Raw genomic sequence first — 22,502 nt, 5'->3', positions numbered from 1 at the left:
AAACCTTTGCAAACTCTCCTCCTCCGTTCTAATTGAATTGCAAAACATAAAGGGAAATAGACCGCTTTCTTTAAGCTACAGCCATAAAAAAAGCGAGATTTCTCTCGCTTTTGTTTTATATCATTAGTTAATGCCGTATTGCTCTGTATAAGGAATTAAACCTTTCTTCAGCATTTTGCGAACGCCGCTACTATAATTCGTACCGAAGCGCAATTCAAAATTCACCCCAAATTTATTATCGTAATATAAATCCTTAATGGTATCTGGCGCGCCGATTGGCGTTGCAGTCAGCTTACGAGCCACATATACATTAGCACTCCAGCAACAAGTGTTATAATTCATAGAGAATTGGCTCTCTACTGGTTTCTTGAGTGCAATATCATGATAATGACTTGCCATAAATGCAATGCGATCTGTTAGTTCCCAACCAACCACCGCACCAACCTGTTTAATATCTTGTCCATACGCATTGCTACGCAAGTTCTGATTAATATAATCTTTACTTGCAAAACGATAATTGAGCTGAACAAGCTTATCTTGGCTTGGTTTATATTGTAATGACGTATTAGCTAACGAGGTTTGGTTTAAACGCGTATCATACTGATAAGCTCCGTGCCAATTCCACTTACGGTGGAACTTCCAGTTAGATTCCAATGCCCATGAAGATGATCGGCCTGTAGTACGGAAATCATCAGAAATTTTAGACGGACTTAAATAGTACATTTGTCCTGCGCTAAAATTAAACACTTCAGCACCTGTTTTATCGCTATAAAAGCGTGTTGTTCCACCTGCTGTCAGGCGATTTGCTGATCCAATACGATCTAAACCACTAAATGAACGATCATTAAAGAAGCTATAAAAGTCCTGCTGCAATAACGTAGAGTCATAACCAAAACTTACACTTCGATTTAAGCTTGAACCAATATTACTTTGATCTTTATATGGGCGATAAACATATTGGACTCGAGGTTCAAATGTTTGATTGAATCCTTTAAATAATTGCTTATCTGCTTCTAGTACCGTTTGAAGATCAATTTTTACTTGAGGAATAACACGAGTAACATTTTTATCAATTTCACCCGCTCGATTACTGTTACCCTTCTCTTGAATATAATGGGTCGCATAAAGCTTTGTTTCGAAATTTAAGCTACCATAGCGGTTTGCAAACGGGAAATTCAGTGTCGGTTCTACATGAAAACGCCACGCTTTCGGCATTAATGGACTATCGTTCTCAAAACGAGCCGCTTGTGCAAAGAGTTTAAAATTACTTCCTTTTACTAAGTTATCTTTATAGTAATTAAAATCAATTTGCGGTAATACGCGATATGGCCCTACATCCAGCTCATCGAATGTTTGGAATTTCTTACCCGAAATCGATAAATTATAATTTGGTTGATAATAACCTAATTTAAATTGCTGAGTAGCGTAGCCGTCCGTACTACTACCGTATTCCGAATCGAAATCAGAGAAGTAACGTTTGTCGCTTACTTTGGTATAGTCCACATATAAACGCCAATCAGTTAAGAAACTCATATTATGGCGCCAATGCATTAAATAACGCTTGCGGTCATTATCATCCGGCTTATATTCGTCTAAACGATCTTTACCCATATATTCACCCGCAATAATACCTTCGCCCAATTGGGTTAAATAACGGTATTCTGGGCTAATTTGCCAGCCTCGGCGTGAGTAATAGGTTGGTGTAATCGTTGCATCCATATTCGGCGCAATATTCCAATAAAATGGCTGAGAATAAGTAAAACCATCTTTACTCGAACGGCTAAAACTTGGAATCAATAACCCTGAACGGCGACGATCACCAATTGGAAATTGCAAATATGGAGAATAAAATACCGGCATTCCCAATACTCTAAAACGTGCGTGCCAAATTTCAGCATATTCTTCATCAACATGCTGAATCATTTCGTTGCCTTCAATCGACCATGCATTGTCATCCGGCAAACACGCAGTGAAACTGGCATTTTTTAAAATGCGTTTATTTTTACTAAATGAACCGCTTTCTGCCGTGCCTCGCCCTTGGCGACCCACTAATTGGAATTCGGTATTCTGTAAGTCCGCTGTTTCAGCACTGAGATCCATTGCCGCATCACGACCTTGCGCTTGAATAAGGTTATCTTGATATTGATATTTCCCTTTCAAAAATGCTCGGCGAGACTGCTCACCGTTTTGTTCTACTCGTACTTCATCTGCAAGAATAGATCGGTTACCTTGTTTAATCGCAACATCACCGGTATAAGTCGCATCTTTAGGCTGATTAATCACTGCGCTATCCGCTTCGATTTCAACCGGTAACAAGGTTTGATCACCCTGAATTTCTTCACCTTGAAAATGCGGTACACCTAATAGACACTGTTCTCTCAAATCCGCTTGCGCATACTGAGCATAAAACGCTGTCATCATTGCAACAGAAAGAACACTATAACGAGTTTTCATAATAGTTCCTTATGTGGATGGGCTCGCCCATCGTAAATTCTAAAAGTATGTAAACACACCTTTTACTTAAATAATTCTTGAGAATTGCTGTCTTTTCGCAAGCTGTCTTGAATATACGTCAAAACATAAACAAATATTACGAATTAGCAAGCGGCCTCTAGGCGAAACCACAATGCTGTTTTCGGTAATTTCTAATAAACCGTCTTTTGCTAATGGCTCAAGTAGCGCTAAGTCTTCGGCAAAATACTTTTTAAAATCAATCTGATATTCAGCCTGCAAGCGGTCGAATTCCAACTTAAAGTTGCAAATCAGTGCTTTGATCACGTCACGGCGAATGCCGTCATCTTTACTTAATGCCAAGCCTTTATGTAACGCAATACCACCTTCTTCTACGTTTGCGTAATATTGTTGTAATTCTTTATGATTTTGTGCGTAAGTATCGCCAAGTAAGCTAATCGCAGAGACACCCATGCCTAACAAATCGCATTCTTCTTGAGTAGTATAACCTTGGAAATTACGGTGTAACACACCCTGCTGCTGCGCAATGGCAAGCTCATCATCCGGTTTAGCAAAGTGATCCATACCAATGAATTTATAGCCGTTATCACCTAAAAACTCGATCGTTTTTTGTAGAATCGTTAATTTGGTTTCCGGAGGCGGTAACATATCGTCTTTAATTTTGATTTGCGCGGCAAAGCGACTTGGCAAATGCGCATAGTTAAACACACTCATACGATCTGGGTTCAGCTCAATAACACGCTCAAGCGTGTACATAAAGCTTTCGACATTTTGTTTTGGTAAACCGTAAATCAAATCAATATTGGTGGAAGTGAAACCAAGCTCTTTCGCACGTTTCATTAAAGCAAAAATGAATTCTTCGTCTTGCTCACGATTTACCAATTTTTGTACTTCTTTGTTGAAATCTTGAATCCCCATACTGATACGGTTAAATCCAATGCGACGCAAATGATCTAACATATCCAATTCAATTTCACGCGGATCCATTTCAATACTGATTTCAGCATCATCGCTCACGTTAAAATGCTTGCGTAGCATCGCCATTAAACGCTCGGATTGTGCTTCATCCAAATACGTTGGCGTACCACCGCCCCAGTGAATTTGCGTTACCGTACGATTTGTGAAAAGTGGAGCACGCGTTTTAATTTCTTTTTCAAGATAGTCCAAATAAATATCTACTTTATGCTGATGACGAGTAATAATTTTATTACACGCACAGAAATAGCATAATTTATGGCAGAATGGGATATGCACATAAAGTGATAACGGACGATTCGGGTAGCGTTCTGCTGCCGCTTTAAAATCATCATCAGTGTAGCTTTCACTAAACTCTAACGCCGTTGGATACGACGTATAACGAGGACCGGATTGGTTATATTTTTGGATAAGGGCTAAATCCCAAATAATTTCTGACATTGGATTTCCTTCAAAGATAGGAGTCACTCACTATAATGTAATCTTCAACTGTGCGATATCAATGAGTAATTGATGACATTCCGTTTTAATTTGCTCTTCTAACTCGACTTCTTTCGATTGACGAAGTAAATCTTGCTTCATGCGTTCATTACGTTTTAACGCCTTACGCTCGTCTAAAATCGGCATATTTTCGACAACTTGATACAGCGCCCACATCGCTGGATATTGACTTAGTTGTTTGCCTAATACATCAAGTAATGGTTTTAAACGCAAAACGCCTTCCGAAAAATCACATTGTTCGGAAAGCATAGCTCTCGCAATCACATCAATACTGTCAATAATTCGCTCGAAACGTGCTTTCTGAGCCTGTTTTGCTTGTGCAAGTAATACTTTCTGTTCAGCATTTTGCTTGCGCAATCTCAACATTAAGTAGATCGCATATCCTGCCATTGAAAGCACAACTAATATCGCAAGAATAAGGAGAAAAAATCGAATCATACGCTTTTTTAATTTTATCTAAATTGGTTAATATCCATGGTTTCGAATTGGCGAAGTAACGCATCACCGTTATCTTCATCCTCGTCTTGGATACCTAATTCAGTCATTAATTCGTCAATGCGATCTAAACATTCATCTACGAATTTTTGATCTTTAGCCGATAACGTTTTACCCGCTTCAATTTCATCTAATAATTGATTTAAGATCTCATTATTCTCTAATTGTTCAAGTTCTAGTTCTGGAGATAAATGCGGTTTATATTCTTCTAACGGCACCGGCTTAATCGTTTGACCTTTCTCCGGTTTATTCACAAATTCAACCATAAGTGGAATTTTCTTACGGCTACCGATACGAGGATCTTTCACCTCTTTCACTACTGCTTTTTTCTGTTCTGCCGGATCTACATTACGTGAACCTGTCGGCAAGCCTTTATGTTTACGCTTTTTCTTTTCTTCACGGGCTTTTGCATCAAGTTCATAACGTGTAGGTTTACGGTTTTTACCGCCACCTAATTTAGGTTGTTCCGGTTTTTTATCTGCTTTTCTAGCAGGCATAATGTCGGTAATACGACGTGTTTTTTTAGTACGGCTCATAATATCTATTCTTTTCTATAAAAAATTAAACGATTATTCTACAAGGAATCTGATTTGCTGAACAGAGATGAAATGAAAATAGCGGTCAGATTCTCGGAGAATTTTGCAAAAATTTCTTTAAATCCGACCGCTATCTATCGTTAAAAGCTTTTAACTAACTGGCAGCCCACAACAAAATAGCGAGTAATTGAGGTAAAATAATACGTAAAAACATCACTAGCGGGTAAACAGTCGCATAAGAAAGCGCTGCCGCACCGTTTCCGTCTTTAATTTCATTAGCGAATGCCAATGCCGGCGGATCTGTCATTGAACCGGCAAGTAAACCACATAATGAAAGATAATTCATCTTGCCATAAATACGCGCAATCAATGCCGTTACCATTAATGGAACAAAAGTAATAATAGCACCGTATCCCATCCATGAAAGCCCTTCCGGACTGAGCAAGGTATCAAGGAAATTAGCACCGGCTTTTAACCCCACCACAGATAAAAATAATACAATCCCGATTTCGCGTAATGCCAAGTTCGCACTTGGTGGCATAAACCAATAAAGCTTACCGATACTACCAATTCTCGCTAAAATTAGCGCCACGACCAACGGGCCTCCAGCTAGACCTAATTTTAATGCGACTGGAAACCCCGGCACATAAAGCGGTAAGGAACCTAATAATACGCCTAAGCCAATCCCAACAAAGATCGGTAACATTTGCACCTGCTGTAATTTTTGGTGAGCGTCACCAATAATCGCTCGCACTGTTTCGATATCTTCTTGATGACCGACTAAATTCAGTACGTCACCAAACTGCAATGTCATTTCACCATTAGGAATCAGTTCTACCCCTGCTCGATTCAAACGAGAAATCACCACTTCATACTTACCTTTTAGCATTAAATGGCGTATTTTCTTACCGAAGACATTCTCATTAGTCACCACTGCTCGTTCAGAACGATAGCACGTCCCTCTTGTCGATAATGAAATATGCGCTTCTTCCCCTAAGATCAGCTGCATTTTATGTAACATAGCTTTCTCGCCAACTAAATGTAGAACATCTCCCAGTTGTAAAACCGTATCTACTTTAGGAACAAGTAGCTCTTCACCGCGTTTTAAGCGGGAATAAATCACTTTATGGCTTTCAAAATCAGGAATTTCTTTTAATTTTAGTCCGCCTAAATTCGGGTTAATTAGGCGAACATTTAAGGTATCAAGTCCCTCTTTTTGTTGATTTTGGCTATTATCAAAATCAGCGGCTTCTTTGTCTATATTGATTTTGAATAGAATTCGTACTAGCCACATCGAAAGCAAAATACCGATAATCCCAAACGGATAAGCAATGGCATAACTCATTCCCATTACAGCGGTGGTATTTTCTCCGCCTAATTCGGCAAGCACCTGTTGACCCGCCCCTAAAGACGGTGTATTAGTCACCGCACCGGAGAAAATCCCCAAAATAGCTGGCAAAGGTACATCAAAAATAAGGTGAATTAAGGCAACTAAAATACCACTTAACAGCACAATTAAGATCGCAAAACCGTTGAGCTTTAAGCCGGATTGTCTTAAAGAACCGAAAAAGCCCGGTCCCACCTGAATACCGATTGAGTATACAAATAAAATCAAACCGAACTCTTGAATAAAATGCAAAGTATGCGCATCAATTTTAATACCGTACAATGTGGAAAAATGAGAAACGATTATCCCACCGAATAAAACGCCTCCAATACCCAGTCCCACACCTTTGATCTTTAAGTGCCCAAGCCATAAGCCCAATACGGCGACTAATGACAATAAGCTTACTATAATTGCTATATCACTCATGTTGAGTCTCCACGATAAAATAATAACTAAGGAAATTTTATCAAAGCCGAAAAACAAAAAATGCGAACTAATTCAAGAAATAAGCGCTTGTTTACTCAAAAAACTGATCTTCCTCAAAATTTATGTGGATAATTGGATAAGTTTTTCTAATTTTATAAATAATTTTTCTTATCCAGCCCCTTTGACAAATCAAAATGTTTGTTCTAGTATCGGGTAATATCTATTTTTAAACATTCATTTAACATTTTAGAGGAGCACCTATGGAACCAATAATTCTTAACGGTTACCACACACTTATTGCTGCTACACTCGTTCTTCTCGTAGGGCGCTTTTTAGTTGGTAAAATTAAATTTCTACAAGACTTTAATATTCCTGAAGCAGTAGCCGGTGGTTTAGTCGCAGCAACCGTTATTTTCTGCCTGTATAACTGGGCAGGCATTTCTTTCCAATTTGAAAAAAGCTTACAAAACGCATTTATGTTAGCGTTCTTCGCCTCTGTAGGTTTATCAGCTGACTTCTCTCGTTTAAAACAAGGTGGTATGCCCCTTGTGATCTTCCTCATTATTGTAGGTGTTTTCATTGTTATCCAAAATGCGGTAGGCGTTGGTCTTGCAACGGCATTAGGTTTAGATCCGCTTGTGGGTTTAATTACTGGCTCAATCACATTAACCGGCGGTCACGGAACTGGTGCGGCATGGGCAAAAATCTTCTCTGAGCAATATGGCATCAGCGGTATTATGGAAATGGCGATGGCATCAGCAACATTCGGTTTAGTTGCGGGTGGTTTAATCGGTGGTCCGGTTGCGCGCCGTTTAGTCAATAAAATGAAGAAAGACCGCAAACAACACAGTAAAAAAGTGGATGCTTCAGCGGAACAGTACGATGACAGTACTTTTGAAGATGCAGACAGTGTGCGTTTTATCACTGCAAGCTCAACCATTGAAACCATGGCATTATTTGCTGCTTGTTTAGCGTTCTCATCAGTGATGGCAAATTCTTTCCCTGATTTAGGTTTACCGCAGTTCGTATGGGCATTAGGTTTCGGTGTAATTTTACGTAATGTTCTAACTGCCGTATTTAAATTTGATATGTTTGACCGCGCGATTGACGTATTCGGTAATGCATCATTAAGCTTATTCTTAGCGATGGCACTTATGAGCATTAAGCTTTGGGAGTTAGCAGGTCTTGCCGGCCCAATGTTAATTATCCTCACCGTACAAACATTAGTGATGATTCTATATGGCTACTTCGTGACCTTCCGTGTAATGGGCAAAGATTACGATTCGGCAATTTTAACTGCTGGTCACTGTGGTTTCGGTTTAGGTGCAACCCCAACCGCGGTAGCTAATATGCAATCTGTAACAGAGACCTTTGGTCCGTCACATAAAGCTTTCTTAATCGTACCATTGGTCGGCGCATTCTTCGTAGACCTGTTAAACTTAGGTGTAATTACTTGGTTTGTTGAGTTCTTACGTTAATAGTCTATAAAGTAAAGGGCACTTTAATTAGTGCCCTTTCTTTTTTACTGTAACAAGATTAGTGATAAGTTTTGCTAAACTTTTGATAGGCTTTTAAGAAATTTTCAAAATCCTCTAAACCACAAAATGCGATACTTTCTTGATCATAAAACTGGAATCCGTCTTCCATTTGCGATTCATCGAATGCATCATCCAGATTATTTGCTTTCACCATCACTTCATCCGCATCAATAAATAAACTATATTCTCGACCTTCCAAAACATATTCATAAGGATTCGGATAAGTTGCACGACACTTGTCGATTTCCGCTAAAACTTTGTTTATCTCTTGGGGATTCTCCGCAATCTCTGTATTTAACCAACGAGCAAATGCTTCGTGATCCATTGAACATTTTGCGACTACGCCGTGAATTGAATGTGTGAATTGATATTCCATTGCAAACTCCTTGAATGGGTAAATTTGCCTTATTATAGCGGAAAACAAGCGGTTAAATTTACAAATTTTTTGCAAATTTAACCGCTATCTGACCTTACCCAAAAATTCGCTGCCAAATTTGCGCTATAAAAGCACGCTCTTCGACAAACTCGTCTGGGCTCACCACACTCGGGCTACGCAATAAATTCAAATGGTGAATACGGTTGCGAATCGCCGTATAGCAATGTTTCAGCCTTTCACCGTCAGCGAAAGACAAAATACCGCATTCCACCGCTGAATCAAAAATACGAACATTATCCGACCAAACCGCCATTTGCGGATATTGATGAGCATATTCCAACACTAAACACTGTGCGATAAATTCAATGTCGGTAATACCGCCTTTATCTTTTTTCAGATCAAAATGGGCGTTATCGCTATGGCTTAAATGTTGATACATTTTATAACGCATTTCGCAAATTTCTTGGCGTAATTGACCGCTTGTTCGAGGCATTGCCAAGGTTGTTCGGCGAATCTGTTCAAAGGCTTGCGACAGTTCTTGCGAACCATAAACACAACGAGTACGTACTAACGCTTGTGATTCCCATGTCCACGCCTCGTTTTGTTGATAAGTCTCATAGGCGCTCACCGTGCTGACTAATAAACCTGCTTCGCCTGATGGCCGCAAACGCATATCCACTTCATAAAGCACGCCGGCACTGGTATTTAAGTTAAAAATCGAATTAATTTTTTGCGCTAATTTTAAGTAAAACTGGTGACTGGAAATCGACTTTCTTGCGCCGGTCGTTTCGCTATCTTGCGGTGCGTTATGCAAAAAGACTAAATCTAAATCCGAATTATAGCCAAGCTCAATGCCGCCTAATTTACCATAAGCAATCACGGCAAAGCCTTGTTCCGTATCGGTTAAATGATCCGGCACACCAAAACGCTGCGATAAGGATTTCCACGCCATATTCACTACCGCACCGATAATCGCCTCCGCTAAATAAGTAAGGTGATCGCTGATTTTCATCACCGGTAATACGCCTAAAATATCCGCTGCCGCAATATGCAAAATTTGGCTCTGTTTAAATTGACGTAGGGCATCAATCAATGCCTCTTCATCTTCTTCCGGAATCCGAATTAAATAATCATTTAACGCCGTTTTATACTGCTCTAATGCCAACACTTGCGTAAGACTGTTTTGAATAATGAGCTCGTCCAATAACATCGGATAACGAGCGATTTGCTCGGCAATCATAATCGATTGACTGCACAAGGTAATCAGAAGCGGTAGGATTTGTTCTCTTTCTTGCAAAAGTTCCAAATAAGTGGTTCGCAAGGTAATTTTATCTACGATATTAAGCAGACGAGGCAATACCACTAAATAATCTTCTCTGTTGCACACCATATCTAAAATTTTAGGCATTAACTTGCGCAGTACATTCCGACCTCGTACACCAATCGGGCGTTTCACCCAATCTTGAAAGGTGCTGGAAAGCTGTCTAAAAATATCGTTGTAATCACTTTCACTAACCGGATAATCTACCAAAACTGCCGCTAAATCTTCTTCGCTGATTTGATAATGTAAAATATCCTGCCAAACCGCTAATTTTTCATTAAGCGGTGACTCTTCATCATCCTCTTCTTCACCAATAATTTGATTAAATACCGCTCGCACATTTTGCTGATGTTGTTCCAGTACCTGTAAAAAGTCTTGCCAAGTATGAATGTTATGCTCCACAACAAGCGGTTGATTTTCCGCATTTTTTTGCAAAAAAGATTGGCAAGCAAACATAACTCTTGCTCGATCTTGCTCATCGGTCGGCAGCGTTTGCGTTTGCTTATCATCAATCGCTTGCAGCACGTTTTCGACCTGGCGATGGAAGATATAAGCATCATATAATTGCTGAGTTTGCTGTTCGGTGAGTAATTGTAATTCGGCGAGGCGAGGCAACACACGCAATAAACTCCGTTCTTGAAGAATTTTATCTCTGCCGCCACGTACCATTTGGAAAGTTTGCACAATAAATTCAATTTCTCGAATCCCACCCGCTCCTAATTTAATATTATCGGTTAAATTACGGCGAACTACTTCTCGGCTGATTTTTGGCTTCATCTCTCGCAACGATTGAATCGCACTGAAATCCAAATAACGGCGATACATAAACGGACGTAACATTTGGCGCAAATAACGATGGTTAATATTCTGTGGATCTTCGCCCAAAATTTTGGCTTTGATCATCGCATAGCGTTCCCAATCTCGCCCTTGTTCCTGATAGTAATCTTCCATTGCGGCAAAACTTAGCACTAACGCTCCGCTGTCGCCGAACGGACGCAAACGCATATCGGTACGATACACAAAGCCGTCTAACGTGATTTCATCTAACGCTTTAATTAAACGCTGTCCCAAACGAATAAAGAATTTACTATTCTCAATCGGTTTACGCCCGCCGACAGTTTCGCCTGCATCCGGATAAGTAAAAATCAAATCAATATCTGAGGAAAAATTCAGTTCTCGTCCACCTAATTTTCCCATCCCTAAAATCAGCAATTCTTGCTGTTCGCCCAGCGAGTTCATCGGCGTACCATATTCTTCACAGCAACGCTGAAACAACCAATCTCTTGCGCCGATAATTAGCGTCTCCGCCAAATCGGATAAATGCTCGAACACAAACTCTACGCTGGCAAGTTTATTCGATTGCAGAAAACTGAGCGTCGCCATTTCACGGTGACGAAATAAACGTAGTTCCTGCGATAACTGGGATTCATCTTTTACCTGCCCTAAAATGGTAGCTAAGCGCTCTGCATAATTGCCAGCATTTGCAACAGAAGGATATTCCACTAACCACGTTTGCAAGAATTGCGGTTGCTTTTGTAGCGTCTGCTTCACAAAATTCGACATTCCAATGGCAATAGCAAGCGGTCGGATTTTGTCAGAATTTTGCAAATAAGATTCCGCCACGAGTTCGGAAAGATCGGTTTGAGCAAACATATATGCCTCTTTCAAAAATTGGACGAGAAAAAGGCACAAACGAAATCGCTTGTGCCTATTGAGAAAATGAGATTAAAACACTTTTTTAAATGGTTTGATGATTACATCACCGTAAACGCCGGCTTCTACATAAGGATCTTCAGAAGCCCATACTTGCGCATCCGCTAATGACGCAAATTCAGCAATCACTGTCGAACCTGTTACGCCAGTGCCGTCTTCGGTTGGATTTGGGCCTGCCGTTAATAAACGTCCTTCAACTTGTAATTTTTCTAAACGAGCTAAGTGAGCAGGACGAACTTCCATACGCTTTTCTAATGTGTTTGGGTTATCTTGTGCAAAGATTACGTAATACATATAACTTCCTCCGGTTATTATTTTTTAGTTTGTTTCATTAATCAAGCGCTGTTCAAGAATTGCCAAGGCTTCATCTAATTCCGGGTTATTTTCTCGTGGAATCGCACGAGATTTACCTTCTTTATCTACTGCAACATAAGTAAATAAAGCTTCTGTTACTCGGAAACGTTCTCGGGCACCTTCATAAACCTGCTTAATAAACACTTCCACTTTCACTTGCATTGAAGAACGGCCTACTTTAACGAGAGTACCGTAGCAACACACAACATCACCAACCGAAATCGGAAGGTGAAAAATCATTTTATCTACCGTTACCGTAACTACTCTGCCTTTAGCCAACTCTTTAGCAAGAATCGCCCCGCCTAAGTCCATTTGTGACATAATCCAGCCACCGAAAATATCACCGTTTGCATTCGTATCGGAAGGCATCGCTAAGGTTCTTAAAATCAGTTTTCCTTCCGGCTCTCTGTCATAAGGTTTATTTTTGCTCATTGGTACTCTCCAAGTTTTTAAGGTGAGGATAAAGATAAGCGCCGGTTGCAATTGCAGCAGCTAAACTCAACCCCGTAAATCCGAACGTTTTAAATGTTGCCCATGCATCATCAGAAAAATAATGACTGATCACGATATTCAGCAGCATACAAATAATGAAAAACACTGCCCAGCCTAAATTGAGATTATTCCAAACTTGCGCCGGTAAAGTGAGTTCTTTGCCCAATAGCATCTGAATAATCGGCTTTTTAAACACAAATTGGCTGACTAATAATACAGCGGCAAACAGACCATTAATGATGGTGACTTTCCATTTCAAGAAATTTAAGTCATTGAAATAAGCGGTCAAAATCCCGAAGAAAACCACCGAAATTCCCATAATCCACTGTGATTTTTCTATTTTCTTATAAAGCACTTGTAATGCAATCAATTGAACGACCGTTGCGATCACCAATGTTATTGCAGCTTGCTGCACACCATATAATTTATAAACCGCAAAAAACAAAATTAGCGGGATAAATTCAAGTAATTGTTTCATATTACCTTACCCTTCTATTGACGATACGCTTGATAAAAACGGAAGCTAAATACAGTGATGAATAAGGAAAAAAATGAACTGATAAACACAGTTAGCACAAGTTCAGTCACATTATCCCCTAAACGACTCACAAATGACATTAAGATTTGAGGGACAAAATAAGCAATCACACAGAACAGTACTAACGCAATGCCCTTACCTCGGCTTAGTTGCCACGTAAAACGGATTGTATCTCCTACACTTGGTAGCTCTTCTACTAAATAAGCATAAACCGATAAACACAATTTAATAAATAAAAATGCGCCACTAATAATTAACGGAAAAGCCAACAAGACTAAACCATTTCCAGTTTGTGCACCAAATACTTGAAAAGCCATACCAACTGAGAGAGGCAGAACCATAATAATATTCAACAAAATTACTGGGAATAACTTGGTAAGTGTAGTTGATAGATTCTGAAAAAAATGACTGAAATTAGCATTGTTAATCGCTTTAATATTTAAAATTAACAATGTTGTAATAAAAATATTGGCTACGCCCATAAATAATAATGGAAATAAATCAGCCAAAGTCATCGTTGTACTTTGAGCTTGAGCATTTCCCGTTCGAGGCATAAGAAATAAACTTGCCAGCTGTAAAATACAAAACAAGAGCATTGCATAAAGAGAAAACATACGTTGATTACGGATAAAATTCCAACTATCTTGTAATAAGTCAGGAAATTTAATTGGCATTTATCGTTCCTTCTAACAGGTGTAAAAAAATTGTTGCAAAGTATAGCAACAGTTCGCCGTTACTGCATTAAAATCTGTGCGTTTTCGATGGATAAAACTTATGCTATGCTGTTTCTATCATTTTTTTGTACACAGTTATCATTATGAATGCAACATTTCAAGCGGGTCAACGTTACCTTAACACTTATCCGAATCAAAAAAAGCTAGGGTTGTTTATGCCGGATTATCGGTTAATCCGATTAGTGAAATTAGCCGCTCGCTTTATGCCTGCTTTTGCTTGTTTTGCTATTTTATGGCAATACTTTTTTGCTGATCCGAGCCAATCTATTCTCGCTAATGCAATTATCACTTCATTATTTGCATTAAGCTTGCCGTATCAAGGCTTATATTGGTTAGGGAAACGTGCGGCTTCTCCATTACCACTTTCACTATTAGGCTGGTATCAAGAATTAAAACAAAAACTGATTAATGAAAATAAAAAAGTCGAAGACCAAGCGATGCCCTCTTATCAAGATTTTGCCAACTTATTGCAACTTGCCGAACAAACTTGGGGCAATGAATATTTTGATAAGCTTTAAAATTGCAAAAAAATGCTAAAATTAGACCGCCTGTTTGCTGATAGAGATTTATCTATCGACAAAAACATCAAATGAAATGCTTGCAAAAAATACTGAAGGCTTTAGTATTGCGGACTTCATTTTTTTATCTCATATACCGAACCGAACATTTACTTAAAAATTCACAATTATGAATCAAGATACTCAATCAACGAATACTCAACAAGAAAAAAAGATTGCCTATAATTTCAATAAATTACAAAAACGTTTACGCCGCAATGTCGGTAATGCAATTGCCGATTTTAATATGATTGAAGACGGCGATAAAGTGATGGTTTGCCTATCCGGCGGCAAAGACAGCTATACATTACTGGATATTCTGCTCAACCTCAAACTAAGCGCACCGATTCACTTCGATATTGTGGCGGTAAATTTAGATCAAAAGCAACCTGGCTTTCCAGAACACATTTTGCCTGAATATCTAGAATCTATCGGTGTTGAATACAAAATTGTCGAAGAAAATACATACGGCATCGTAAAAGAGAAAATTCCGGAAGGTAAAACGACTTGTTCGCTTTGCTCACGTTTACGTCGCGGTATTTTATATCGCACAGCAACCGAACTCGGTGCAACGAAAATTGCGCTTGGTCACCACCGTGACGATATGCTGGAAACCTTATTCTTAAATATGTTTTACGGCGGTAAATTAAAATCTATGCCACCAAAACTTATTTCGGACGATGGTAAACAAATCGTGATTCGTCCGTTAGCGTACTGCAAAGAAAAAGATATCGAAAAATATTCGCAAGCCAAACAGTTCCCGATTATTCCGTGTAACCTATGTGGCTCTCAGCCGAATTTACAACGCCAAGTTGTAAAAGAAATGCTCCAAACTTGGGATCGTCAATACCCAGGACGAATTGAAACGATGTTTAGTGCAATGCAGAACATCACACTCTCTCATCTTTGTGATCCGAGCCTGTTTGATTTTAAAGGGTTAAAACGTGGTCAAATATTAGAAGGTGTGGAAGGCGATATTGCTTTTGATAAAGCGGAAATTCCAAATCAACCGTTAATTCAGGATGAAGACGAACAAGCTGACTATAGCGAAAATGGGATGATTCAATTTAAAGAAGTTCAATAAAAAACAAAGAGCAAACTTTTACGTTTGCTCTTTTCGTTTTTAAGCGGCAACTAATTTACGTCTCGTTAGGTTTTTATAAATACCCATTGCAGAGATTGAAATCCAGAAAATTTCAATCACAAACGAACCTAAATTAAAATGCACACACAAGCTCAGAATAAGTAACACTGCGCCAATGCCGTTTAAAATATTATACGACAATGAAGTTGGCTTCCAGCGTTCACTTACTACAAACCAAAATGCCAATACGACACACGCCATACCAATAAAACCAACGATATGTGCTGACGTATTCACTATTTCGAGCTGAGATGCGTTAAGCGCACCAAGATTCAACATACCACTCATTTTTCCTCCGTTATTATTGAATTTGCAAAGGCAAATTCCCCTACATTTTTTAGAGAGGGAAACGGAGTATACCCCAGTTTCTGTATGTATAAAATGAAAAATTAGCCCCTTAAACCGCTACTATTCTACTAGTTTTCACACAATAAAATCCAAGATATTTTTGGTAATCGTTTGCTCTCCTTTAGCTACGCTAATATGTCTTTTTCAGAAATTTTCTGTTCTTTATTTACCCTATTTATAGAATTAATTCAATCGACCATTTTTTAGCCAATCATCCATTCCACCGCCCCAAAAACTGGTGTTTTTTAATCGATTTTCTCTATTAAAATAGACGAATTAGTCGTTTTGTTTATCAAGGCGACCGTGAGTGCTTATAAGGAAAAATCAATTTTATTCATTCTGTAAAAAAATACTCGACAAGTCTATTTTTTACGTTACATTAAAAGACTATTTCCAATTTATTACAAAAAAGGTAAAACACAATGTTCTCTAACGAAGTTGTTATCTCAATTATCGTATTACTTGCTTTGAGTTTACTCAGAATTAACGTAGTAATTGCGCTAATTATTGCTGCCCTTACCTGTGGCGTTATCGGTTTCTATGGTGTTGCTGGTATGAGCCTCTTCGAAGCACTCACCAAGACTATCGAAAAATTTACCGGTGGTTTAGGCGGTGGTGCAGAAACAGCAATGAATTATGCGGTTCTTGGTGCTTTCGCTGTAGCGCTTTCTAAATCCGGCGTAACCGATTTACTCGCTTATAAAGTGATTTCTGCTTTTGGCAAACAACCGTCCGGTCGCTCGATATTTTGGTTTAAATACATCGTGTTATTTGTGTTAACTGCATTTGCAATGTCATCACAAAACTTAATTCCGATTCATATTGCCTTTATTCCAATTTTAGTACCGCCATTATTAAGCGTAATGAATCAATTAAAAATTGACCGTCGTGCAGTAGCGTGCGCATTAACTTTTGGTTTAACTGCAACCTATATGCTAATTCCAGCAGGTTTCGGACAAATTTTTATTGAAAGTATTCTCGTTAAAAATATCAACCAGGCCGGTCAAACATTCAATTTAGTTGCCACCACATCAGAAATGACTAAAGCAATGGCAATTCCTGTATCAGGTATGATTTTAGGCTTACTATTTGCCTTTTTTGTTTCTTACCGTAAGCCTCGTACTTATGTAGAAAATGTAAAAGAACCGACCGCTGATGAAGTTGCTGCCCGCGTAGCAAAAGTAAAACCATTCCATATCGGTGTAAGTATTGTTGCAATTATCGCAACTTGTTCGGTGCAATTAGCTACTAACTCAACTGTCATGGGCGGTTTAGTCGGCTTAATTATTTTTGCATTAGGCGGTGTATTTAAACTAAAACAAACCAATGATTTATTCCAAGACGGTTTACGTTTAATGGCGATGATTGGTTTCGTGATGATCGCCGCATCCGGCTTCGCAAGTGTAGTAAACGCAACCGGTGGAGTACCTGAATTAGTTGAAGCATTACGTGGTTCGATTCAAAGTAAAGAAATGGCTGCGTTATTGATGTTAATTGTCGGTTTATTTATTACGATGGGTATCGGCTCATCATTCTCAACTGTGCCGATTATTACCTCTATTTACGTGCCATTATGTGTATCATTCGGTTTTTCTCCGTTAGCGACTATGGCTATCGTAGGTGTAGCGGCCGCTTTAGGTGATGCAGGTTCGCCAGCATCTGATTCAACATTAGGCCCAACATCAGGTTTAAATGCTGATGGGAAACATGATCATATCTGGGATTCTGTTGTGCCAACCTTCTTACACTTTAATATTCCGTTACTAGTGTTCGGTTGGATTGCTGCAATGACGCTCTAATTTTTACTTACGCCACGGGTAATGCAAATTTTCGCGAAAAAATGACCGCTTGTTTGCCTTATCCGTGGTTTCTATTTGGATTTTATTTATGAAGTTTATTTCGTTTAATATTAATGGGTTACGTGCCCGCCCACACCAGCTAGAAGCGCTGATTGAAAAGCATCAGCCGGATGTTATTGGTTTACAAGAAATCAAAGTGGCTGATGAAGATTTCCCTTGGGATTTAGTCAATCATTTAGGCTATCATGTGTTTCATCACGGGCAAAAAGGACACTACGGTGTGGCGCTTTTAACCAAAAAAGAACCACTTGCCGTACGTAAAGGTTTCCCAACTGATGAGGCTGATGCACAAAAGCGTATGATTATGGCGGATATTGAAACGGAATTTGGTGTGCTTACCGTGTTAAACGGCTATTTCCCACAGGGTGAAAATCGTGCGCACGAAACCAAATTCCCGGCAAAAGAAAAATTCTACGCCGATTTACAGCATTATTTAGAAACTGAACTGACTCCAGAGAATCCGATTGTGATTATGGGTGATATGAATATTAGCCCGACCGATTTAGATATCGGTATCGGTGAGCCGAATCGCAAACGTTGGTTACGTGACGGAAAATGTTCATTCCTACCGGAAGAACGTGAATGGTTAAATCGTTTATATAACTATGGTTTAGTTGATACCTTCCGAGCAATGAATCCAAGCGCGGATGACAAATTCTCGTGGTTTGATTACCGTTCGAAAGGATTTGATGACAATCGCGGTTTACGCATCGACTTAGTGCTTGCTTCAAAAGGCTTAGCGGAACATTGCGTTGAAACAGGGATTGATCTAGAAATCCGTGCAATGGAAAAACCATCTGATCACGCACCGGTTTGGGCGGTATTTAAATAAAAAACAAGCGGTTAAATTTAGGAAGAAATTTGCAAAAAATTCTTAAAATTTAACCGCTTGTTGTTTTTAGTCTTTCGGTAACAATTCCCAAAATGCTTTAATAATCGGTTCTTGTAACCTTTTCTCTTGTACACAAATTCCTAGCTCAAACGGCGATATTGGTTTAGGCAATTTCAAATAAGAAATTTGATTATTCATCGGGCTGTGTTTAATAACCACATCCGGTAACAATGCCACACCACAACCTAACGCAACCATCGGTACAATCGCCTCGTGTCCCGCCACTGTGGCATAAATCTTCGGTTCTTTAATTTTTAATTCTTTGAACCAACGATCAATTCGCTTTCGAACCGGCCCGTCAACCGGCAAAATAAACGGAATATTTTGCCAGTCTATCGGTTGTTGCTGTAAACATTGTGTTGCTGCACACGCCACCCGTGGCGCAATAACTGAAAGATGAATATCATCAATATAATGAAACACAATGCTGTTCGGCAAATGCTCCGGTTTGCCGGTTAAGGAAATATCCGCTTCGAAAGAATGCACCGTATGCACCGCTTGAGCCGGGTCGCCAGTACTCAGCTTAATCTCTACCTTCGGATGTGCCTGACGAAAATGCTCCAAAATTTGCGGTAAATGGCTATAAGCCGCCGTTACCGAACAGAACACTTTTAATTCGCCTTCTAACTGACCTTGTATCGGTGAAAGCTGATGCTGTAATTGCTGCCAATCAGACCAACTTTGTTTCGCAAATACTAAGAACTTTTCACCCGCTTCCGTTAAGCGAACTTGTCGGTTATCCCGAATAAATAACGGCTGCCCTAACTCTTCTTCAATCCGCTGAATATGGCGCGTCAGTGTAGACGCACTCATATAATTATTTTCAGCCGAACGAATAAAACTTCGGGTTTGCGCAATATCTAAAAACAATTTAAGGGATTGGAATTCCATCTAATTTAACCATTCCGGTTTAATCTGATTAAAATCAAGATCATTCACACTTTGCTTAAAGTGTAAAACATAAGTCTCTGCCTTATTATTCGGATGCCAATGAATAAAATTCTGTTCATCCGAACTATAAAAGCCAATAATTTTCTTAGATAAACCCGAGGCAATATGTACTGTTGAAGTATCCGGCGAAATCAATATGTCCGAATGATAAATCAGTTCAATCGTATCGAACACAGTTTGCGTGTTTTCATAAACAAAGACATTCTCAAGCTGAGCGGCAATCTGCTTCAATTTAGGTGTCACTTCAGGAAATGTGAGTAAAAGGATGGGCTTTGTGCTAACCTTGCACAGGTAAGTCACTAATTCCATCATTTTCTCATCACTAAAACGGCGAGCTGATCCTGCACCAAACAAATTCAGCGTAATAAAATGCTCAAGCTGATTTTCTGATAAATAATCTTGTACAGCTTTCACACTCTTTTCATCTCTCGGTATATCATACTGGATATCAATATTGGTAAAACCGGCAAGTTCCAGTGCCTGTTTATAGATCTCAGCAAAATGTTGCTGTTCATTCTGTACGTTTAACGTAAAAAGCTTATAGTCTGATTTATCATATCCGATATACATTTTGGCATTGATCGTGCGTAAAAAAAGTAGATCCCGATTACGTAATGTGACAGTAGGATCAATAACAACATCATATTGTTCTTTTGCCAGTTGCTTACCGCAGGCTAAATAATCGCCAATATTTTTAGTACGTACAAAATACAATTGGTCAATATAAGGACTATGCTCAAATAAATAAGCATTATTACGAGAGCAAACCACCCCGATATGCGTTGCCGGCGATTGTTTTTTTATCTCCCGAAATACAAATGAACTGACGATGTAATCCCCAATTTTCCCATCTTGGCGAAGGAATAAGATTTTTTTGGGAATCGCTTCTAAAGTATTCGATGCTACTTTTTTATCTAGCAACAATTTACCTAATTTGAGCCTGATTCTTCGAAGCTTTTGTTTTAATGTTAGCTTACTCATTTTAACCACGTTTTTCTATTTCATCGATTTCTGAACCGGGACTAATAAAAATACAAGGAGGCTCAACACCATAGGCTTTAATCCCTGTCATTTGGAGTGCACCGGTTAAGGAATCGGACGGCATTCTTACTGGGTATGCATGTTTTAATAATAATTTCGCACCACCTAAAGTAAGATAATAGCCGGTAGTAATCATAATTGTGCGTTTAGAATTTTTAGAAGGCGAACGATAACGAACCAATCTATAACCTTCTTTAAGAGAACGTGTTATCGGCCAATATTTAGCCTTACCATGGTCAAAGAATATAATTTGTTTTCTACTTGGAACTTTACGTAATGCATCTGCAACAATACGTCTGAAATAGTGAGAAACTATCGCATCATCTTCTAAAATGATTGCTTCTTTAATATTATTATCCACAAGGTGCTGATAAGCCCTAATATGACTCATCGCACAACCAATTTCACCCAGCTTCAGTCTATGTTTCCCTCCAAAACGCTGAGGGTAAAAATCATAATCAACTTGAGAAAGTTGTTCTTCTGTTAAATCTCGCCCATTTACTGCATCAATAAACTCAAACGCTAATCCTAAACTGTTAAGTCGAGCAGAAATTATTTTACGCCTAACAGAATTAGCTAAGCTAATAACAAAAATAGGCGGAATAGGCATTTTATCATCTATCATAGAGTTCTCTTATACATCCATTAATGTGCGCATGGATTTTACGGAAAAAAGCTAATTATTCAAGCTTTGAAATATGTTATATTCGTCATATAAAGGAGAAATTGACGAATGAAGAAATTGATCATATCGCTATTTGGCAAACGAGTTGCATCGAATGAAACGAAATTAAACGAGATTGAAAGTGTACTACTGAAACCAATCGGAGATGCCATTGGTGATGCTATTGTACACATTGCCCATTTAGCGCAAATCAAGCAAGCCTTTCCTAACGTAAAAACAGCCGTATTGGTTACGGAGCGTAATAAGCAACTCTTTGCACAAGCTGATTCTGTTGATCAATTAATTGATGAACGCCCACTGAATTATTTAATACAACGAGGCAAATGGGATTTATACCTCGATTTTCAGCCTACCTTTACCTCTAAATCAATTATTTTAGATTCGTTACTCAACCCTAAAATTCTTATTAATTTCGGTAAAGATAAAAAAAAGCATTATTCATTAGAAACCGTAAAAAACTATGACTTTACTACGCTAATTCCGAATAATACACATATTGCAGATTACTTACATCATTCTGTACTAGCTCCATATCTCATCAGAGAGCCTAATGATTATACTTTAGCGGTATCATCCGAATACAGAGAACTTGCTGATACCTATTGGCATAACACAGACAAAATTAGAGTGTTATTAAATCCACAAGGAAGTATGCGAGAGGTTCCAGCTATTGAATTAGCAAGTCTATTAAATAATATTGATCCTCAATATTTAGATAAGATTGCTTTTTTACTCACTTATACCAAATCAAGTGAACAATATCTTCAAGTACTAAATAACACCACAAAAGTACCAGTGGAAATCTCCCCGCAAACAAATACCTTAAATTACTGCGCATTAGTCAATGCTTCAGATATAGTGGTTGCCGTAGATGGCGGTGGTGTTCATATGGCTTGCGCTTATGGTAAGCCATTATTATCATTCTATGCCAATCACTTAGCGAACTTAGCTCGCTGGCATCCGAGACCAAAACCACAAATTGATTCTTTTATGGTTATTGCAACAAAAGTAACGAATGATAATAATGAAACTAAGGGATTTAATTTGCAAGACGCAAGTAAATGGTTAAATCAGCAACTTGCAAAAAAACTTAAAAATCAAACCGCTTGAATTCAGAGTGCTTAAAAAACAAAACCCCGCAAACGCGGGGTTTTGTCAATAATTCGG

The 22,502-nt window shown here is 38.8% G+C and carries 21 protein-coding genes; 6 read left to right on the top strand and 15 right to left on the bottom strand.

What is annotated here, in order from left to right:
- Positions 1-123: 123 nt before the first annotated feature.
- The 5 genes from lptD to ASU1_RS01895 all read right to left on the bottom strand — a co-directional run bounded on the left by lptD (position 124) and on the right by ASU1_RS01895 (position 6,792).
- On the bottom strand, positions 124-2,454 hold the full coding sequence (gene lptD, locus ASU1_RS01915; protein WP_014991171.1) for an LPS assembly protein LptD: 2,331 nt from the start codon (positions 2,452-2,454) through the stop codon (positions 124-126).
- Positions 2,455-2,520: 66 nt separating this feature from the next.
- Positions 2,521-3,888 (bottom strand): oxygen-independent coproporphyrinogen III oxidase, encoded by a 1,368-nt coding sequence (gene hemN, locus ASU1_RS01910; protein WP_014991170.1) that lies wholly within the window; start codon positions 3,886-3,888, stop codon positions 2,521-2,523.
- Between the two features lie 30 nt (positions 3,889-3,918).
- On the bottom strand, positions 3,919-4,386 hold the full coding sequence (locus ASU1_RS01905; protein ID WP_039194926.1) for a DUF2489 domain-containing protein: 468 nt from the start codon (positions 4,384-4,386) through the stop codon (positions 3,919-3,921).
- A 14-nt stretch (positions 4,387-4,400) separates the two neighbouring features.
- Entirely contained in the window at positions 4,401-4,979 is a 579-nt protein-coding gene (yihI, locus tag ASU1_RS01900) for a Der GTPase-activating protein YihI (protein WP_014991168.1), read from the bottom strand.
- Positions 4,980-5,133: 154 nt separating this feature from the next.
- Positions 5,134-6,792: a putative transporter gene (locus tag ASU1_RS01895; RefSeq protein ID WP_014991167.1), complete on the bottom strand. Its 1,659-nt coding sequence runs from the start codon at positions 6,790-6,792 to the stop codon at positions 5,134-5,136.
- Positions 6,793-7,052: 260 nt separating this feature from the next.
- Between ASU1_RS01895 and gltS the strand changes: the two genes are divergently transcribed.
- Positions 7,053-8,270, top strand: a complete 1,218-nt coding sequence (gene gltS / locus ASU1_RS01890; protein WP_014991166.1) for a sodium/glutamate symporter — start codon at positions 7,053-7,055, stop codon at positions 8,268-8,270.
- A 58-nt stretch (positions 8,271-8,328) separates the two neighbouring features.
- Here the strand turns inward: gltS and ASU1_RS01885 are convergent, their stop codons facing one another.
- From ASU1_RS01885 to ASU1_RS01860, 6 genes are all read right to left on the bottom strand, one after another.
- Positions 8,329-8,706, bottom strand: a complete 378-nt coding sequence (locus tag ASU1_RS01885; protein WP_014991165.1) for a YacL family protein — start codon at positions 8,704-8,706, stop codon at positions 8,329-8,331.
- Positions 8,707-8,800: 94 nt separating this feature from the next.
- Entirely contained in the window at positions 8,801-11,680 is a 2,880-nt protein-coding gene (glnE, locus tag ASU1_RS01880; protein WP_014991164.1) for a bifunctional [glutamate--ammonia ligase]-adenylyl-L-tyrosine phosphorylase/[glutamate--ammonia-ligase] adenylyltransferase, read from the bottom strand.
- 72 nt (positions 11,681-11,752) lie between these two features.
- Complete coding sequence (locus ASU1_RS01875) at positions 11,753-12,034, bottom strand: YciI family protein (RefSeq protein ID WP_005623382.1); 282 nt, start codon at positions 12,032-12,034, stop codon at positions 11,753-11,755.
- 24 nt (positions 12,035-12,058) lie between these two features.
- Complete coding sequence (gene yciA, locus ASU1_RS01870) at positions 12,059-12,526, bottom strand: acyl-CoA thioester hydrolase YciA (RefSeq protein ID WP_014991163.1); 468 nt, start codon at positions 12,524-12,526, stop codon at positions 12,059-12,061.
- Complete coding sequence (locus tag ASU1_RS01865; RefSeq protein WP_014991162.1) at positions 12,513-13,064, bottom strand: septation protein A; 552 nt, start codon at positions 13,062-13,064, stop codon at positions 12,513-12,515. The genes yciA and ASU1_RS01865 overlap by 14 nt, the downstream gene beginning before the upstream one ends.
- A gap of 14 nt (positions 13,065-13,078) precedes the next feature.
- Complete coding sequence (locus tag ASU1_RS01860) at positions 13,079-13,798, bottom strand: hypothetical protein (protein WP_014991161.1); 720 nt, start codon at positions 13,796-13,798, stop codon at positions 13,079-13,081.
- Positions 13,799-13,941: 143 nt separating this feature from the next.
- Between ASU1_RS01860 and yfbV the strand changes: the two genes are divergently transcribed.
- Together yfbV and ttcA are read left to right on the top strand one after the other, a co-directional pair.
- A complete protein-coding gene (gene yfbV, locus ASU1_RS01855; RefSeq protein ID WP_014991160.1) occupies positions 13,942-14,376 on the top strand; it encodes a terminus macrodomain insulation protein YfbV in 435 nt (144 codons plus the stop codon).
- Between the two features lie 169 nt (positions 14,377-14,545).
- A complete protein-coding gene (gene ttcA, locus ASU1_RS01850) occupies positions 14,546-15,499 on the top strand; it encodes a tRNA 2-thiocytidine(32) synthetase TtcA (RefSeq protein ID WP_014991159.1) in 954 nt (317 codons plus the stop codon).
- 39 nt (positions 15,500-15,538) lie between these two features.
- Here the strand turns inward: ttcA and ASU1_RS01845 are convergent, their stop codons facing one another.
- The gene (locus tag ASU1_RS01845) at positions 15,539-15,847 is read right to left on the bottom strand and encodes a CBU_0592 family membrane protein (RefSeq protein ID WP_014991158.1); all 309 of its coding nucleotides are present in this window, start codon (positions 15,845-15,847) and stop codon (positions 15,539-15,541) included.
- Between the two features lie 482 nt (positions 15,848-16,329).
- Here ASU1_RS01845 and ASU1_RS01840 point away from each other — a divergent pair, with 482 nt between their 5' ends.
- Positions 16,330-17,706 carry a Na+/H+ antiporter family protein gene (locus tag ASU1_RS01840; protein ID WP_014991157.1) on the top strand — a complete coding sequence of 459 codons (1,377 nt, stop codon included), beginning with the start codon at positions 16,330-16,332 and terminating at the stop codon, positions 17,704-17,706.
- A gap of 88 nt (positions 17,707-17,794) precedes the next feature.
- A complete protein-coding gene (xthA, locus tag ASU1_RS01835; RefSeq protein WP_014991156.1) occupies positions 17,795-18,598 on the top strand; it encodes an exodeoxyribonuclease III in 804 nt (267 codons plus the stop codon).
- 66 nt (positions 18,599-18,664) lie between these two features.
- Here xthA and ilvY read toward each other — a convergent pair whose 3' ends face one another.
- The 3 genes from ilvY to ASU1_RS01820 are packed head-to-tail and all read right to left on the bottom strand — an operon-like array spanning position 18,665 to position 21,275.
- On the bottom strand, positions 18,665-19,549 hold the full coding sequence (ilvY, locus tag ASU1_RS01830) for an HTH-type transcriptional activator IlvY (protein WP_005623398.1): 885 nt from the start codon (positions 19,547-19,549) through the stop codon (positions 18,665-18,667).
- Complete coding sequence (locus ASU1_RS01825) at positions 19,550-20,590, bottom strand: glycosyltransferase family 9 protein (protein ID WP_014991155.1); 1,041 nt, start codon at positions 20,588-20,590, stop codon at positions 19,550-19,552. It abuts the gene before it with no gap.
- 1 nt (position 20,591) lies between these two features.
- Positions 20,592-21,275, bottom strand: a complete 684-nt coding sequence (locus ASU1_RS01820) for a glycosyltransferase family 25 protein (RefSeq protein WP_014991154.1) — start codon at positions 21,273-21,275, stop codon at positions 20,592-20,594.
- Between the two features lie 108 nt (positions 21,276-21,383).
- Here ASU1_RS01820 and ASU1_RS01815 point away from each other — a divergent pair, with 108 nt between their 5' ends.
- A complete protein-coding gene (locus ASU1_RS01815; RefSeq protein ID WP_014991153.1) occupies positions 21,384-22,445 on the top strand; it encodes a heptosyltransferase in 1,062 nt (353 codons plus the stop codon).
- Positions 22,446-22,502: the final 57 nt, after the last annotated feature.

It is taken from the genome of Actinobacillus suis ATCC 33415 (assembly GCF_000739435.1).
Classification (GTDB): domain Bacteria; phylum Pseudomonadota; class Gammaproteobacteria; order Enterobacterales; family Pasteurellaceae; genus Actinobacillus; species Actinobacillus suis.
This window is presented reverse-complemented; position numbering and strand designations above follow the sequence as displayed.

Excerpts from the sequence above, each read along its gene's own strand:
- lptD (WP_014991171.1), bottom strand. The coding sequence starts at position 2,454 with ATGAAAACTCGTTATAGTGTTCTTTCTGTTGCAATGATGACAGCGTTT.
- hemN (WP_014991170.1), bottom strand. The coding sequence starts at position 3,888 with ATGTCAGAAATTATTTGGGATTTAGCCCTTATCCAAAAATATAACCAA.
- ASU1_RS01905 (WP_039194926.1), bottom strand. The coding sequence starts at position 4,386 with ATGATTCGATTTTTTCTCCTTATTCTTGCGATATTAGTTGTGCTTTCA.
- yihI (WP_014991168.1), bottom strand. The coding sequence starts at position 4,979 with ATGAGCCGTACTAAAAAAACACGTCGTATTACCGACATTATGCCTGCT.
- ASU1_RS01895 (WP_014991167.1), bottom strand. The coding sequence starts at position 6,792 with ATGAGTGATATAGCAATTATAGTAAGCTTATTGTCATTAGTCGCCGTA.
- gltS (WP_014991166.1), top strand. The coding sequence starts at position 7,053 with ATGGAACCAATAATTCTTAACGGTTACCACACACTTATTGCTGCTACA.
- ASU1_RS01885 (WP_014991165.1), bottom strand. The coding sequence starts at position 8,706 with ATGGAATATCAATTCACACATTCAATTCACGGCGTAGTCGCAAAATGT.
- glnE (WP_014991164.1), bottom strand. The coding sequence starts at position 11,680 with ATGTTTGCTCAAACCGATCTTTCCGAACTCGTGGCGGAATCTTATTTG.
- ASU1_RS01875 (WP_005623382.1), bottom strand. The coding sequence starts at position 12,034 with ATGTATTACGTAATCTTTGCACAAGATAACCCAAACACATTAGAAAAG.
- yciA (WP_014991163.1), bottom strand. The coding sequence starts at position 12,526 with ATGAGCAAAAATAAACCTTATGACAGAGAGCCGGAAGGAAAACTGATT.
- ASU1_RS01865 (WP_014991162.1), bottom strand. The coding sequence starts at position 13,064 with ATGAAACAATTACTTGAATTTATCCCGCTAATTTTGTTTTTTGCGGTT.
- ASU1_RS01860 (WP_014991161.1), bottom strand. The coding sequence starts at position 13,798 with ATGCCAATTAAATTTCCTGACTTATTACAAGATAGTTGGAATTTTATC.
- yfbV (WP_014991160.1), top strand. The coding sequence starts at position 13,942 with ATGAATGCAACATTTCAAGCGGGTCAACGTTACCTTAACACTTATCCG.
- ttcA (WP_014991159.1), top strand. The coding sequence starts at position 14,546 with ATGAATCAAGATACTCAATCAACGAATACTCAACAAGAAAAAAAGATT.
- ASU1_RS01845 (WP_014991158.1), bottom strand. The coding sequence starts at position 15,847 with ATGAGTGGTATGTTGAATCTTGGTGCGCTTAACGCATCTCAGCTCGAA.
- ASU1_RS01840 (WP_014991157.1), top strand. The coding sequence starts at position 16,330 with ATGTTCTCTAACGAAGTTGTTATCTCAATTATCGTATTACTTGCTTTG.
- xthA (WP_014991156.1), top strand. The coding sequence starts at position 17,795 with ATGAAGTTTATTTCGTTTAATATTAATGGGTTACGTGCCCGCCCACAC.
- ilvY (WP_005623398.1), bottom strand. The coding sequence starts at position 19,549 with ATGGAATTCCAATCCCTTAAATTGTTTTTAGATATTGCGCAAACCCGA.
- ASU1_RS01825 (WP_014991155.1), bottom strand. The coding sequence starts at position 20,590 with ATGAGTAAGCTAACATTAAAACAAAAGCTTCGAAGAATCAGGCTCAAA.
- ASU1_RS01820 (WP_014991154.1), bottom strand. The coding sequence starts at position 21,275 with ATGATAGATGATAAAATGCCTATTCCGCCTATTTTTGTTATTAGCTTA.
- ASU1_RS01815 (WP_014991153.1), top strand. The coding sequence starts at position 21,384 with ATGAAGAAATTGATCATATCGCTATTTGGCAAACGAGTTGCATCGAAT.